This window comes from Streptomyces sp. NPDC048650, from assembly GCF_043199095.1.
Classification (GTDB): domain Bacteria; phylum Actinomycetota; class Actinomycetes; order Streptomycetales; family Streptomycetaceae; genus Streptomyces.
Genome location: NZ_JBICVM010000003.1, coordinates 638,309 through 651,491, shown reverse-complemented (window position 1 = coordinate 651,491; position 13,183 = coordinate 638,309). Strand labels below are relative to the sequence as shown.

15 protein-coding genes, 1 tRNA gene and 1 pseudogene are annotated in these 13,183 nt (G+C 70.3%); 10 read left to right on the top strand and 7 right to left on the bottom strand.

Annotated features, from left to right (window positions below):
- Positions 1 to 37: 37 nt before the first annotated feature.
- Together ACGFML_RS12255 and ACGFML_RS12250 are read right to left on the bottom strand one after the other, a co-directional pair.
- Positions 38 to 538 carry a VOC family protein gene (locus ACGFML_RS12255; RefSeq protein ID WP_393542665.1) on the bottom strand — a complete coding sequence of 167 codons (501 nt, stop codon included), beginning with the start codon at positions 536 to 538 and terminating at the stop codon, positions 38 to 40.
- Between the two features lie 77 nt (positions 539 to 615).
- The gene (locus tag ACGFML_RS12250) at positions 616 to 1,167 is read right to left on the bottom strand and encodes a DoxX family protein (RefSeq protein ID WP_393542663.1); all 552 of its coding nucleotides are present in this window, start codon (positions 1,165 to 1,167) and stop codon (positions 616 to 618) included.
- A 610-nt stretch (positions 1,168 to 1,777) separates the two neighbouring features.
- Between ACGFML_RS12250 and ACGFML_RS12245 the strand changes: the two genes are divergently transcribed.
- Positions 1,778 to 1,978, top strand: coding sequence for a hypothetical protein (locus tag ACGFML_RS12245; protein ID WP_393542661.1), 201 nt, complete (start codon positions 1,778 to 1,780; stop codon positions 1,976 to 1,978).
- Between the two features lie 444 nt (positions 1,979 to 2,422).
- On the opposite strand, the gene ACGFML_RS12240 is transcribed toward ACGFML_RS12245, so the two are convergent.
- On the bottom strand, positions 2,423 to 2,590 hold the full coding sequence (locus ACGFML_RS12240) for a hypothetical protein (protein WP_393542659.1): 168 nt from the start codon (positions 2,588 to 2,590) through the stop codon (positions 2,423 to 2,425).
- Positions 2,591 to 2,863: 273 nt separating this feature from the next.
- Between ACGFML_RS12240 and ACGFML_RS12235 the strand changes: the two genes are divergently transcribed.
- Entirely contained in the window at positions 2,864 to 3,229 is a 366-nt protein-coding gene (locus ACGFML_RS12235) for a hypothetical protein (RefSeq protein ID WP_393542658.1), read from the top strand.
- A gap of 447 nt (positions 3,230 to 3,676) precedes the next feature.
- Positions 3,677 to 3,862 (top strand): annotated as a pseudogene (locus ACGFML_RS12230) (site-specific integrase); the annotation flags it as partial.
- 63 nt (positions 3,863 to 3,925) lie between these two features.
- Here ACGFML_RS12230 and ACGFML_RS12225 read toward each other — a convergent pair.
- Positions 3,926 to 4,000 (bottom strand) — tRNA-Val (locus tag ACGFML_RS12225).
- A gap of 143 nt (positions 4,001 to 4,143) precedes the next feature.
- Here ACGFML_RS12225 and ACGFML_RS12220 point away from each other — a divergent pair.
- From ACGFML_RS12220 to ACGFML_RS12190, 7 genes are all read left to right on the top strand, one after another.
- Positions 4,144 to 5,523, top strand: coding sequence for a hypothetical protein (locus ACGFML_RS12220; RefSeq protein WP_393542656.1), 1,380 nt, complete (start codon positions 4,144 to 4,146; stop codon positions 5,521 to 5,523).
- A gap of 139 nt (positions 5,524 to 5,662) precedes the next feature.
- Positions 5,663 to 6,391: a DUF4383 domain-containing protein gene (locus ACGFML_RS12215; RefSeq protein WP_393542654.1), complete on the top strand. Its 729-nt coding sequence runs from the start codon at positions 5,663 to 5,665 to the stop codon at positions 6,389 to 6,391.
- A 99-nt stretch (positions 6,392 to 6,490) separates the two neighbouring features.
- Positions 6,491 to 7,195, top strand: a complete 705-nt coding sequence (locus ACGFML_RS12210) for a FadR/GntR family transcriptional regulator (protein WP_393542653.1) — start codon at positions 6,491 to 6,493, stop codon at positions 7,193 to 7,195.
- Between the two features lie 147 nt (positions 7,196 to 7,342).
- Positions 7,343 to 8,488 (top strand): galactonate dehydratase, encoded by a 1,146-nt coding sequence (dgoD, locus tag ACGFML_RS12205; RefSeq protein ID WP_393542651.1) that lies wholly within the window; start codon positions 7,343 to 7,345, stop codon positions 8,486 to 8,488.
- 38 nt (positions 8,489 to 8,526) lie between these two features.
- Positions 8,527 to 9,147, top strand: a complete 621-nt coding sequence (locus ACGFML_RS12200) for a bifunctional 4-hydroxy-2-oxoglutarate aldolase/2-dehydro-3-deoxy-phosphogluconate aldolase (RefSeq protein ID WP_393542649.1) — start codon at positions 8,527 to 8,529, stop codon at positions 9,145 to 9,147.
- On the top strand, positions 9,144 to 10,241 hold the full coding sequence (locus tag ACGFML_RS12195) for a sugar kinase (protein WP_393542647.1): 1,098 nt from the start codon (positions 9,144 to 9,146) through the stop codon (positions 10,239 to 10,241). Before ACGFML_RS12200 ends, ACGFML_RS12195 begins: the two co-directional genes overlap by 4 nt.
- Positions 10,242 to 10,265: 24 nt before the next feature.
- On the top strand, positions 10,266 to 10,478 hold the full coding sequence (locus tag ACGFML_RS12190) for a zinc ribbon domain-containing protein (RefSeq protein ID WP_393542645.1): 213 nt from the start codon (positions 10,266 to 10,268) through the stop codon (positions 10,476 to 10,478).
- 21 nt (positions 10,479 to 10,499) lie between these two features.
- On the opposite strand, the gene ACGFML_RS12185 is transcribed toward ACGFML_RS12190, so the two are convergent.
- From ACGFML_RS12185 to ACGFML_RS12175, 3 genes are all read right to left on the bottom strand, one after another.
- On the bottom strand, positions 10,500 to 11,159 hold the full coding sequence (locus tag ACGFML_RS12185) for an O-methyltransferase (protein WP_393542644.1): 660 nt from the start codon (positions 11,157 to 11,159) through the stop codon (positions 10,500 to 10,502).
- 156 nt (positions 11,160 to 11,315) lie between these two features.
- Positions 11,316 to 11,975 (bottom strand): LuxR C-terminal-related transcriptional regulator, encoded by a 660-nt coding sequence (locus ACGFML_RS12180; protein WP_393542642.1) that lies wholly within the window; start codon positions 11,973 to 11,975, stop codon positions 11,316 to 11,318.
- Positions 11,966 to 13,105, bottom strand: a complete 1,140-nt coding sequence (locus ACGFML_RS12175; protein ID WP_393542640.1) for a sensor histidine kinase — start codon at positions 13,103 to 13,105, stop codon at positions 11,966 to 11,968. The genes ACGFML_RS12180 and ACGFML_RS12175 overlap by 10 nt, the downstream gene beginning before the upstream one ends.
- Between the last annotated feature and the right edge of the window lie 78 nt (positions 13,106 to 13,183).

The following is a 13,183-nucleotide window of genomic DNA, read 5'->3' as shown; positions in this document are numbered from 1 at the left end:
ACACAGGGCCCGTCCACCGCTTCTGCCGTACCGCCCGTCAGGTGGCCGAGCCGGCGGCCGCACCGGTCATCAGGTCGGGCCCCCAGCGCTCGAGCTCCGCCGCGAGATCGAGCGGCCGCAGCCGGTGCGTCTCGTCCGGGCCCGGCCAATCCTCCCGCGGCACCCGCCACATCACCTCGAACTCGTTGCCGTCCGGGTCCTTGGCGTACAGGGACTTGGAGACGAGGTGGTCCGTGGCACCTACCAGGGCGCCGCGGGCCGCGAGCCGGGCCTCGGTCGCGGCGAGTTCGCCGAGCGTGCCGACCTCCCACGCCAGGTGGTAGAGCCCGGCCCGGCCCGACTCCGGACCCGGTGCGTCAGCGCCCACCGCGAACAGCCCCAGATCGTGGTCATTGAGCGAATCCGGCGCGCTGAGGAACGCGGCGCGCCCGGGTATCTCGACATCCAGCGTGAGGCCGAGGGCCTCGGTGTAAAAGGCGACGGAGCGCGCCACATCGCGGATGTAGAGCACCGCGTGATTGAGACGTCGTACGGACACAGCCCTCTCCCATTTCTTCCGCCGCAACGCCCCCAGGGCGCCACGGTCCTGCTGTCTCTACGGATCCCCGCCGTGCGCTAGGCACGGACCAGCAGCACGCCCCCTGCGGCCACGACGGCGAGCACCAGCGCGATCACACCGTGGGTGAGCCGGTGCGCCCGCAGCACGGGCAGCAGGCGGTCGGCGGCACAGCGTCCGGGCCCCGCCAGCGCCAGCGCAACCGCGCCGGCCGTCAGCAGCAGCTCGTACTCCACACCCTTCGGCGCGAAGAAGCCCCCGCCCCACTTCACGGCGAGCGCGTTGATCATCGTGCCCACGACCGCCGCGGCAGCGAGCGGCGTGAGAAGCCCCAGCACCAGGCCCAGCCCGCCGAGCATTTCGCTCGCCCCCGCCACCAGCGCCATCGTCTTCCCCGACGGATAACCGCTCATCTCGAAGAACTTCCCGGTCCCCGCCAGCCCGCCACCGCCGAACCAGCCGAACAGCTTCTGGGCCCCATGGGCGGCCATGGTCAGTCCGAGCACGACCCGCAGGACGAACAGGCCGGTGTCGTAGCCGTGGGGGGACGCGGCATGGCGCGTGTCCACACCGAGCCGGGGAATCTGGACAGTGCTGAGGGGGGATGTCATGGCGAACGCTCTTCCGGTGTCGAGGGCGATGCTATTTACTTGAAAGTTCAAGTCACTCACTACGACGATACACAGCACCCCCACCACGAACAACCACCATCCGGCCGACCGCCCCCTCGGCGGCCACCGCCCGGTCCCCGCCGACCCCCCAGCCTCTCCGCAACCTGCGGCGACCCCCTCCCTGCCCCCCTCACCGCCGAGACAACGTTCATGCACCAAAGCCGCATACGCGGACCGCTTCGCTCACCGGTGCCGGACGACGGCCGCAGCCACAGTCGCCCTGAACTGCCGCCACACTCATCCATCGGGCGCGTTCCGACGGGGCGCGCCGGCGACGGCGACATCAGCCTCGGCCGTCGCTGGCTGCGGCACGAGGCTGGCTGACGCAGGTGTCGCAGGTGTCGGTGGGCGGAGCGAAGCCTGTGTGACCGAGGAGCACCCGGATTGGCGTCACGGAGAGTCCAACTGCGCCTTCGGGTCGAGCTGATCGCCGTAGCCGGCTGCCGTCCATACATGGTGGCGGAAGTGCTCCGGCGTCACGATCCCCGGCCATGGGTGCCCTGAGGCATGCTGAGCAGCTGAACTCCTCCCTCGCCCCTTGGAGAGCAGCGTGGACCTGAGCGCCACCGGCGAACCCGTCGTCGTGCACGAGGGCACCCAGGTCGATGTCGGCGTTCACCTTAAGATGGAGCGCGAAGGGGACCTCGGCGGGAACGAGTTCGACGCCGATGCAGGTGCTGATCCCTGGCAGGGCCAAACGGAGATGATCCGGCACAACCTTTGTCGACTACGTCTCGTTGAATCGGCATGATGACATCACGGAGCCTTGTTCCCGCTGCCGTTCTAGTGGCCGCTGTATGTGGTAGCTCAGCACCGGCCCACGCAACCACCGTCATTGGGTTCGGAAATGCAATTTTCAACAACACCTGCATTAACTCCTCCGGAGGCGCTGCTGCAGGGCACGTTGACGCGGCTTCCGCAACTGTTGGGGGGAACGGCTTGAGGTTGCCCATCAGTGCGCCCGGCAATGGCTGCGGTGACGCGGGCCCGGAAGCAGTCAACAACTTCATGGGCAGTGACAACTGAACCTAGGGTCAGGTGCCGCCCTCGGCCCGTACGCGGGTAGGGGGCGGTTCGGTCGGCATGGTTAGCCGAGTTCCCAGCCGACCTCGTCGCCGAAGGTATTCGACGACTTGACCTTGAGGGGCTTCGTCGCGAGTCGACGCTGCGAGTCGAAGTGTGGATTTCCTTCGCCTCATTGATGCACTCCGCCCGGCTCTTGGGCCGGCCGCGACGTCGAGAGGAACTCGCCGTGGCCCGACGCGTACTGAGTGTCGACGATCCGGCACCGGTCCGGCTCGACGTCGATCCGGCTGAGGTCGCTTTTCTCCTGGCTCAGGATGACGGTGGTTGTCCCGGCCACTTAGTGATCATTTCAGAATGAGGTCCGGAGTCCCCTCAAGCAGATGAGACTGCAGGCGAGTTGGAGCAGGCCGAGGTGGAGGTCGGCGCGAGCTGGTGGCCATGTCTCCAGCCTCCCGCCAGTCCACACCGGCCGCAGCCCGGACCGCTGTGCGCCGGGCGGGTGATCGCCTGCCAGAGGTCACCGGGTGAGGTATCCGGCGCGGCCGCGCGCTCGACACTTGATCCGAACGCGTGAGCGCATTATCGAAGCATGGCCACTACGAATCAGACTATGGCCACTACGAAGCAGACTTTCGACTTCCCTCAGGATTTGCCGGACGCCCAGCTGGAGCTGCACCGCCTCCAGGCCGAGCTGGCGGTCGTCTACAAGCGGTTGCCGTGGTCGGTCGAGCCGCTGCCGGGATGGACCCGCACGAAGGAGAACGGCCGCGCCTTCGCCAGCAGCCGACCCGACTTCCCTGGCTGGACCGACGAGGAGAAGGGGCTGGTCGAGGACCTGCGCGCGCCGCTGACCCTCGTCACCGTGGTGTTCACGCACCCGTTCCGGGCCGCCTGCGGCGACGCCGTCACGGCTCGCTCCGCCCTCAAGCGTGCCCATGAGCACGAGGCCGAGGCGGCGGACTCCGCCGCCGCATAGCCGATGGGTGACCTGCATGAACGCCCACCCGGGGCAACTCCGAAGGCGGAAGTTCTCCTCCCCGACGGGCAGCGCCTGACCTCCGCGGTGACCCGCCGGCGCCGGGACCGATCCGGCGTGTGGTGGTACGACCTCCAGTACGACGTACCCGACCGCATCGACGACCGGCGCCGCCGTCCGAGCCTGGGCATGCGGACCATCGAGATCTGCGTCCCCCACCCCTGAGCAGGGTCGATGGGCGGATGGCAGCTGCGCAGGCGACTCAGCCGATGTAGGGCGCGGTCCGGGAGGCGCTTAGGCCGTGGGTGATACGCAGTCGCATCGAGGGATGCATATCGAGGCTGTCGAGGTCCGCCGGGGAGACCCAGCGGACCTCTTTCGATTCGTCGCTGGTGCTCGTGGTGCAGATGAGGGGATCGGCGACGCGATGGCCAGCAAAATCCGCAACGGCACGGCTGTGCCTCCCTCCTCTTCGCCGCAGGGGTACAGCCACGCGTCGTGATGGAGATTCTGGGTCGCTCGCAGATCGCGGTGACCATGAACGTCCACACCCACCTATCAGAGGACTCGCGCAGGGAGGCACTGGGGCACATGGACCGGCTCTTGCGGCGCCGACGAGGGCGTCCGGAGTAGGGACTGCCGTCAAGATCTACCGTCAACGCCCCCGCGGAGAGGTCTCCGCGGGGGCGTTCTGGCTGGTGGGCACAACAGGATTTGAACCTGTGACATCTGCTTTGTAAGAGCAGCGCTCTACCGCTGAGCTATGCGCCCTGGCCGAGCCGACAGACTACCTTGCCGACGGGGCTGGACCGCAAACCTGTGATCGAACTGCGAACTTACCGGCCGGTGTGTTCGTTTCCGGGGAGTGGGAGAATGACAGTCGGTTCCGGGGCGAATCCGATCGGGAGAGGGATGTGACGGCGACACACACGCAGCCGCACAAACAGCGAGCACGCCGTCGAGCCCGCGGGGGCCCCGTCAAGGACGTCATGGCGCTGGTGCTGCTGCCGCTGCCGTTGCTGGTGGCGATGGCGCCGACGTCGTTCGCGGGTGGGGGCACCCGCCGCTGGTTCGGGCGGGGGGACGGTCAGCGGGCCGATGCACAGGCCGCGAAGGATGCCGCGGCCGCGGCGTTCTACGAGCTGGACACCGCGCAGCGGGATCTGCGGATCTCCATAGAGACGATCACCGCGGTCGACAATTCGCCATCGGCACGGCGGGCCGCGGAGGAGTACGAGGGCTTCGGCCGCCGGATTGACGAGGTGAGCCAGGGGTACATCACCGCCGTCGATTCCCACGATCTCGACCGTGACGATCTGGACGGTGCGGCGGTGTCGCGGGCGAGGGCCGATCTGACCCGGGCCAAGGACGAGCTGAATCGGGTCAAGGGCGACCTCGACCGCTTCGCGCAAGGGCTGGGGCCGTTGCTGCGGAGTGCCGAGACGCAGTTGGAGCGGCTGGCACCCGCGGTCGAGCGGGCGCGGCAGGCCCTGCTGGCGGCGAGCAACGCGCTGGACGCCGTGCGGGCGCAGGGACTCAAGGCCGACGAGCTGGCGGCCCGGCTGGCGGCACTCGCACCGGAGCTGACCAAGCTCAACCAGGGAGCTGGACAGCACGGCGTACCGGAGACGATCCGTCGCGCCGACGACGTGCTGCGCAAGGCCGAGGAGGTGCGCGCCGAGGCCGGGCGGCTGCCGGAGAAGGCGGCGGAGATCGACAAGCGGCTGGTGTCGCTGCGGACGCGGGCCCAGGCGATCACGACGCGCGCCGAACAGGTCGATCCGATTCTCAGCGAGCTGCGGCGCCGGTACAGCGCAGCATGCTGGCAGGACCTGCAGCAGGTGCCGGAGCAGGCCGCGCAGTCCGTGAAACAGGCCGAGGTGAAGCTGCGGGAGGCGCAGCAGGCACGCGACGAGCAGCGCTGGGCGGACGCCACGAGCCGGTTGGGGACGGTGCGGGCGCTGCTCGACGGTACCGATGAGGCGGTCTCGGCCGCAGGCGACCGGCTGCAGCGGCTGGACGCGGTGTCGTTCGACCGGCAGAAGGAAGTGGACCGGACGCGCTTCGCCGTGCGGGACGCGCAGCGGCTGGCGATGGCCGGGCGCAACACCCCGGATCCCCGGCATGCGGGGCCGCTGGACGACGCGGTGGCGAGGCTGGACCGGGCGGTGGCGGGCCTCGAGGGCCGCCATCCGGACTGGTGGCACTTCCTGACCGAGACCGAGGCGGTCCGGCAGACGGTGGCGCGAGTCGTGCAGGAGATCCGGGACGCACGGGGCGCATCCGGCAACTGAGGCGGCGGGCGCCTGGGCCCCGGCCTCGGTCCCCGCCGGGCGCGATGGCGATACGTGGCGCGATGGCGATACGTGGCGCGTTGGCGGATGCTGGAGTGAGTACGGCCCAGGCGGCACACCTGCGCGAAGGAGGCCGGACATGGCTACTGGGGCTACGCACCAGACCCTGCACGGGCCCTCGAACCCGCTCCACCGGGCGAAGCTGCATCGCGCCCGGCTCGACGAGCACCTGCCCGTGGACCACCGGCTCAGCCGGATCTACCGGGCCGGCGCCGGGGTGATGGGGCTGGTACTGGTCGCATTCGGCGTCCTCGGTCTGACCCACAACATCGGCTTCTTCGACACCGGCGGCGACACCGTGGCCGGTCTGAACACCAACGGCGCGCTGAGCGTGCTCTCGATCGTCGTCGGAGCGATTCTCGTCGCCGGCACGGTGATCGGCGGGAACTTCGCGTCGACCCTCAACATCGTGTGGGGCGGCCTCTTCCTCCTCAGCGGGTTCGTGAACCTGGCGCTGCTCCAGACCGGCGCGAACTTTCTCGCCTTCCGCATCCAGAACGTCCTCTTCAGCTTCCTGGTGGGGCTGCTGTTGCTCGTCTTCGGGATGTACGGACGGGTCAGCGGTGGGCTGTCGCAAGACAACCCGTACTGGCGCGCCCGGCACCCGGAGGACGCGGAACGCTTCGACCACGGGCAGCTGCACCCCGCGTCCGGCATGACTGCCGCGCGGCAGTCGGCACGCGTCAGGATGCAGGGCGCCCTGCATGCCGGGCGCGGTTCCCTCGGCCCCGGCACCAGCACCGCCCCCCGCCGGGCCACCGGCAGCGAGGCCGATACGGCGCGTAATACCGGCAGCAAGGAGTCGTGAGCCGGGGCGAGGAGACGCCAGGGCGTACCGAGGCGGGGTTGTGCTCGGTGCGCCCTGTCGGCTGGCCTGGCCCGTCGGGTCGGAGCAGGGAGCGAAAGCATGACGCAGCTGGGGAACGCGGCCTCGGACCCGGGACGCGGGATGCAGAAGGTGACCGTCGAGGCGCTCGCCGGGCGGATCCTCGACGGCACCTACGGTGAGGGCGACACCCTTGCGCTGTCGGAACTGACGGCGGAGCTGGACGTCAGCCAGACCGTGCTGCGTGAGGCGCTCAAGGTGCTGGCCGCCAAGGGGCTCGTCGACGCCAGCCAGAAGGGTGACAGCCTGGTCCGGCCCCGCGAGGATTGGAATCTTCTGGACGGGGACCTGCTGCGTTGGAAACTCGCGGCCGGGGCCTCCTCCGACTTCTTCGCTGACATGCTCGAGCTGCGGCGCTCCATCGAGCCCGCCGCGGCCGCCCTCGCCGCCGAGCGCCGCACCGATGACGATCTCGCGGTACTCGACGCCGCGCTGAGCGCGATGGGCGCCACCGAGAGCGATCCCGCGTTGCTGGTGCGCGCCGATGCGTCCTTTCACACCGCGATGCTGCTCGCGTCGAACAACCGCTTCTATGCGCAACTGCGCCGGGTCATCGTGCCCGTCCTCATGCAGCGGGACCGGGAGGTGCACATCGGCGAGGGTGCGGTCGAGCATCCCCATGCCGTGCACGCCGCGGTCGTCGAGGCCGTGCGCGGCCGAGACGTCGACGGTGCCTACATGGCCATGCTCGAGCTGCTCGACAAGTCCGCCCGCGAACATCCCTGACCGGCCTCCTGCGCCGTGGAAGGTCCGCGCGACAATCATGATGACCATGGCCATCGCCCGGGCCGCGGCCGTCACTGCGGCCGCGGTGACGACGACGGCGGCCGGGACGACGCGCAGGGCACCGACGCCGGAAGGACGGTCCGCTCCATGAAGATCAGCCGCATCGAGACGTTTCTCGCGCCGCCGCGCTGGATGTTCGTACGCGTGGAGACCGATGAGGGCGTCGTCGGCTGGGGCGAGCCGGTGGTCGAAGGCCGGGCCGAACCGGTCCGAGCGGCCGTCGAGGTGCTGTCCGAGTACCTCCTGGGGCGGGATCCGGCGCGTATCGAGGACCACTGGCAGGTCATGACCAAGGGCGGTTTCTACCGCGGCGGACCGGTCCTTTCGTCCGCAGTCGCCGGCCTGGACCAGGCGCTGTGGGACATCAAGGGGAAGCGGCACGGCGTACCCGTCTACCAGCTGCTCGGCGGCCCCGTGCGGGAGCGGATCCGCGCCTACGCCTGGATCGGCGGCGACGAGCCGGACGCCGTCAGGGACGCGCTGATCGAACAGATCGAGGCGGGTTTCACCGCCGTCAAGATGAACGGCTGCGGCCGGATGACGCCGGTGGCCACCCGCGCCGAGGTACGGGCGTGTCTGCTGCGCGCCGAGACCGCCCGCGAAGTCCTCGGCGACGAACGGGACTTCGGCCTCGACTTCCACGGGCGGGTCTCCCCCGCCAACGCCCGCAGGCTGCTTCCGCTGCTGGCCGAGTACGCACCGATGTTCGTCGAGGAGCCCGTCCTCTCCGAGCACATGCATGCCGTTCATGATCTCGTGAACACCTCCAACATTCCCATCGCACTCGGTGAACGTCTCTTCACCCGCCGTGAGTTCCTGCCGCCGCTCGAGGCCGGCGTGTCGATCCTGCAACCGGACATCTCGCACGCGGGCGGCATCTCCGAGCTGCGACGGATCGCCGCGCTCGCGGAGGTCTACGGCGCGCAGCTCGCCCCGCACTGCCCTCTCGGGCCGGTCGCGCTGGCCGCCAGCCTCCAAGTCGCCTTCACCACACCGAACTTCCTCATCCAGGAACAGTCGATGGGCATCCACTACAACCAGGGCGCCGAGCTGCTGGACTACGTCGCGGATCCCGAACCGTTCCGCTTCCACGACGGATCGCTGCTGCGGACCGACCGCCCGGGACTCGGCGTGGACGTGGACGAAGCCGCCGTGCGCGCGGCCGACGCGAAAGGCCACGCCTGGCGGAATCCCGTCTGGCGTCATGAGGACGGGTCGTTCGCCGAATGGTGAGCCGCCTCGCACGAAAGCAGGAGAGAGCAGGAAACCCTATGGACTTCAGTGCAGCGCTCCGAGCCGAGCGACTGGTCGCCATCATCCGGGGCGAGGATGCGGAGGCGTCCTTCCGTACGGTCATGGCCCTGGCGGAGGAAGGCGTTCCGCTGGTCGAGGTCTCACTCAGTGGACGCGACGCCCTGACAGTCATCCAGCGGGCGCGGGCCGAATTGGGCGACACGGCCTGGCTCGGCGCCGGAACCGTCCTGTCCGCCGCCGATGCCCGCCGCGCGGCCGAGGCCGGGGCGAATCTGGTGGTCACCCCAGGGCTGGGGGGCGGTCTGGAGGAATCCGTACGCCGGGGGCTGCCGACCCTCGCCGGGGTGCTGACACCGTCCGAGGTGATCGCGGCCGACGCTCTGGGGGTCTCGGCTCTGAAACTCTTCCCGGCCTCGGTCGGCGGGCCCGGCTATCTGAAGGCGCTCCGCGCCCCGTTCCCCGAGCTGCCGTTCGTGGCGGTCGGCGGGGTGGACGCGGCCGCGGCGGACGCCTACTTCGCGGTCGGAGCGGTGGCGGTGGGCGTCGGCTCGCCGTTGGTCGGGGACGCCGCGGACGGCGGCGACCTGTCCGCGCTGCGCAGGCGCGCGGCGGAATTCAAGGCGGTGTGCGCACGATGACCGAACCGGAAGAACGGCACGGCCCGGGGTACGGGCGGGCGAGCTGGGAAGAGCGGTGCAGTGCACTGCGCGAGCGCGCCGGGCAGCCGCACGCCGGGGCGGACGTCTGCACCTTCGGCGAGACGATGGTCGCCCTGCGTGGCAGCGGCCCGCTGAAGCTCGGCGGCACGATGAACGTCTCCATCGCCGGCGCGGAGACCAATGTCGCGATCGGCCTGTCCCGGCTGGGGCACCGGACGCACTGGGCGGGCGCGGTCGGCGATGACGAGGCCGGGCAGCTGGTGCTCCGTACGCTCCGGGCAGAGGGTGTCGACGTGTCCGCCGCCGCGGTCGACCCGGACGCACCGACCGGGCTGATCCTCTTCGAGCCACGGCTCCCCGAGGTCACCCGGGTGCACTACTACCGGGCCGGATCGGCGGGTTCGCGGCTCGGGGCAAGCGCCATCGAGGGGGTCTTCGCCACCGCCCCGCCCCGCGTGCTGCAACTGACGGGCATCACCCCCGCGCTCGGCCCGGCTCCGCTGTCCGCGGTCCGGCGCGCCCTCCAACTCGCCCGGCAACACGGCACGCTGGTCTGTCTCGACGTCAATTTCCGGGCCCGCCTGTGGTCCGCCCAGGATGCCTCCCAGGTGCTGCGGGAGTGGATGCCTTATGTGGACGCGCTGATCGCCTCCGACGACGAACTGCCGCTCTGTCTCCCCCCGAGCCGGATGGCGGAAGCCGCGGCGGCGGACACGGGACCGGATTACGCCCGGGACGCCGCCCTCGCGGAGCAGGCCGAGATACTGCTGGACCTGGGGGTCGGCGAGGTCGTGGTGAAACTGGGTGCCGACGGAGCGACGGCGTTCACCGCCGGCGGATCCCTCCACCGGCCCGCGCAACCGGTGCGGGCCGTGGACGCCGTGGGCGCGGGCGATGCCTTCGTGGCCGGCTATCTCTCGGCACTCCTGGACGGCGAGGACCTCGCCGGGCGGCTGGGGCGTGCGGTCACCACCGGCGCCTTCGCGGTCGCCTCCCCCGGCGACTGGGAGGGCGCCCCGACCCGTGCGGAGCTGGGCATGCTCGGCGCACCGCCCGGCACGGTCGTGCGCTGACCGCACCGCGGCTAACCTGTGGCCATGCCCCGATACGAATACCGGTGCCGCCCTTGTGGCACCACCTTCGAGCTGAACCGGCCGATGGCCGAGTCCTCCGCCCCGGCCCTCTGCCCCGACGGCCATGAGGACACCGTGAAGCTCCTCTCCGCGGTCGCCGTGGGCGGCTCCGCGTCCGCCCCCGCCCCCAGTGGCGGCGGGGGCGGGGGGTGCTGCGGAGGCGGCTGCTGCGGCTGACCGCAGCGGTCCGACCGCGTTCTACCGCCGGCGCGCCATCGTCACTCCGTCCGCCACCGTGAGCATGATCGCCTCCACGCGGTCGTCGGCCCGCACATGGTCGTTGAACTCCCGGATCGCCAGCGCCGCTCCGGTTGCCTCCGGGTCGGCGACCTGGCCGCGGAAGAGGACGTTGTCCGCGACGACCAGGCCACCTGGCCGCAGCCGGGGCACCACTTCCTCCCAGTACGGGATGTAGTTGCCCTTGTCCGCATCGAGGTAGACGAGATCGATGTGCGGCTCGGACGGCATCGCCCGCAGGGTGTCCAGCGCGGGCGCGATCCGCAGCTGGATACGGTCCGCGACTCCCGCCTGCTTCCAGGCCTCCAGGCCGTAGGCCGTCCACTCCTCGGAGATGTCGCAGGCGATCAGTGTGCCGTCCGCGGGCAACTCCTGGGCCATCGACAGCGCCGAGAACCCGGTGAACGTACCCACCTCCACGATGTGCCGGGCCCCGATCAGCCGGACCAGGAAGGCGAGCAGCGGACCCTGCTCCTGCGCCGACTGCATCCCCGCCACGTCCGGAAAACGCCGGTGCGTCGTCTCGACCAGGTCCCGCTGCACGGAGTCCAGCGGTGGATTGTGGTCGAGGACGTAGTCGTACAGCTCAGGGGTGATCGGCGTGCTCTTGGACTCTGTCACTGGGTCTCTCCTCCTGAATCCCCGGCTGCGTGCGCAGCCGGCGCCCGAACACATGGGCAAAACCGCCTCGGCGAGGCTAGCGGAGCGACGCCGCCGCCCTCCGCTTCGGTTCTTCCTCCACAGGTCGTGGCGTCCCGACGGCATCCGGCCGGGTCGTCACGACCCCAAGTAACGCAGCACCGCCAGCACCCGGCGCGAGTAGCCCGATGTGCCGGTGAGCCCGAGTTTCTCGAAGATCGCATTGATGTGTTTCTCCACCGCGCTCTGCGAGATGTGCAGCCGGACGGCGATCGCGGCATTGGTGTGGCCCTCCGCCATCTGCCCGAGCACCTCCCGTTCGCGATGGCTCAGTGTGCCCAGCGGGTCCGCGCGCCGGCTGCGCACCAACAGCTGCCGTACGACCTCGGGATCGAAGGCCGCCTGGCCCGCACCCACCCGCTCCAGGGCGTCCAGGAATTCGTCCACCTCCACCACCCGGTCCTTGAGGAGATAGCCGACGCCCTCACTGTCGTCGGTCAGCAGCTCCGTCGCGTAGCGGCGCTCGACGTACTGCGACAGGACCAGCACACCGACGTCCGGCCACCGCTCCCTGATCTGCACGGCTGCCCTCAGTCCCTCATCGGTGTGGGTAGGCGGCATGCGGACGTCCACGACCACCGCGTCCGGCTTCTCCGCCGCGATCTCCGCCCGTTCCAGTACGGCTATGAGCTGGTCGGCATCGCCGACCGCGGCCACGACCTCATGCCCCTCCTCGGCCAGCAGGCGCACCAGCCCCTCCCGCAGCAGGATCGAATCGTCGGCAAGGACTACGCGCACGGCAGCTCCGCTGTGATGGTGGTGGGGCCACCGGGCGGACTGTCCACCCGGAACCGGCCGTCGAGTGCGGCGACCCGGCGAGCCAGCCCGAACAGGCCACTGCCGGAGGAATCCGCGCCGCCCAGTCCGTCGTCCTCGATGGACACGAGCACGATGGCGTCGCCCTCGGCGACGCGGACCGATATCCGGCCGGCTCCCGAGTGCTTGACGGCGTTGGTGACGGCCTCGGAGACCACGAAGTAGGCGACGGTCGCGACGGCGGTGTCGGGCTCGCGCGCCAGCCGGTAGTCGAGGTGCACGGGAACGGCGGAGCGCTCGGCGACCGTCTCCAGGGCGGCTTGCAGGCCCGCGTCGTCCAGCGCCGTGGGGTAGATCCGCCACGCCACTTCCCTCAGCTCGGTCAGCGCCTGACGGCTCTGGTCATGGGCCTGGCGCAGAAGTTGATCCGCGCGCCTCTCGTCCCGGCTGCGCAGCGCGCGACCGAGCAGCATGCCGAGGGCCACCAGCCGCTGCTGCACCCCGTCGTGCAGATCGCGCTCGATCCGTCGGCGCTCGTCGTTGACCGCCGCGACAACACCGGCCCGGCTGGTCGCCAACTGCTCGATGCGGCGCTCCAGTTCCTCCTGCTGGCTGGGGCCCAGCAAGCGTCGCGCCAGCTTCGTCTCCAGGTCGGCGACGCCGAACGTGCCCTGCAGGCTGAGGAAGAGAAGGAAGAGTCCGCCGACTCCCGAAACGACGACAGTGCCGGGATGGCGGACATCGGAGATCACCCACGCGACCACCAGGGAGAGGGCGTATGCCGCACCGATCAGCGCGGCACTCAGAACGAGCGCGCCGAGCAGGCCCAGCGCCCACCGCAGGGCGAGATACTGCAGCGCTCGTTGGTCGGCGTAGGAGGGTGAGGTGTCGGTCGTGATGTAGAGGCGGAGACGGCGGCGGTTGGACTCGGTCAGGGCGCGGGCGGTGGCGGTCACGGGCCTGAGGACCGTGCGGCGGCCGCGCGGCCACGCGAGCACCAGCAGCAGCGCCAGGGCGGAGAGGGCGACGAAGGGCAGCTCGGCCATCGCCATGACGGCACCCAGCACCAGCCCTGTCATCAGGCGCACTCCGCGCCGCGCGATTCCGAACATGATCAAAACGCTAGCCGTAGCCGATGCCCCCGCACACTGCGGAAAACCGCAGTCTTTTGTGCGGTCCACCGCAATGTG

Excerpts from the sequence above, each read along its gene's own strand:
- ACGFML_RS12250 (WP_393542663.1), bottom strand. The coding sequence starts at position 1,167 with ATGACATCCCCCCTCAGCACTGTCCAGATTCCCCGGCTCGGTGTGGAC.
- ACGFML_RS12235 (WP_393542658.1), top strand. The coding sequence starts at position 2,864 with ATGGCCACTACGAAGCAGACTTTCGACTTCCCTCAGGATTTGCCGGAC.
- ACGFML_RS12215 (WP_393542654.1), top strand. The coding sequence starts at position 5,663 with ATGGCTACTGGGGCTACGCACCAGACCCTGCACGGGCCCTCGAACCCG.
- ACGFML_RS12210 (WP_393542653.1), top strand. The coding sequence starts at position 6,491 with ATGACGCAGCTGGGGAACGCGGCCTCGGACCCGGGACGCGGGATGCAG.
- dgoD (WP_393542651.1), top strand. The coding sequence starts at position 7,343 with ATGAAGATCAGCCGCATCGAGACGTTTCTCGCGCCGCCGCGCTGGATG.
- ACGFML_RS12200 (WP_393542649.1), top strand. The coding sequence starts at position 8,527 with ATGGACTTCAGTGCAGCGCTCCGAGCCGAGCGACTGGTCGCCATCATC.
- ACGFML_RS12195 (WP_393542647.1), top strand. The coding sequence starts at position 9,144 with ATGACCGAACCGGAAGAACGGCACGGCCCGGGGTACGGGCGGGCGAGC.
- ACGFML_RS12190 (WP_393542645.1), top strand. The coding sequence starts at position 10,266 with ATGCCCCGATACGAATACCGGTGCCGCCCTTGTGGCACCACCTTCGAG.
- ACGFML_RS12175 (WP_393542640.1), bottom strand. The coding sequence starts at position 13,105 with ATGTTCGGAATCGCGCGGCGCGGAGTGCGCCTGATGACAGGGCTGGTG.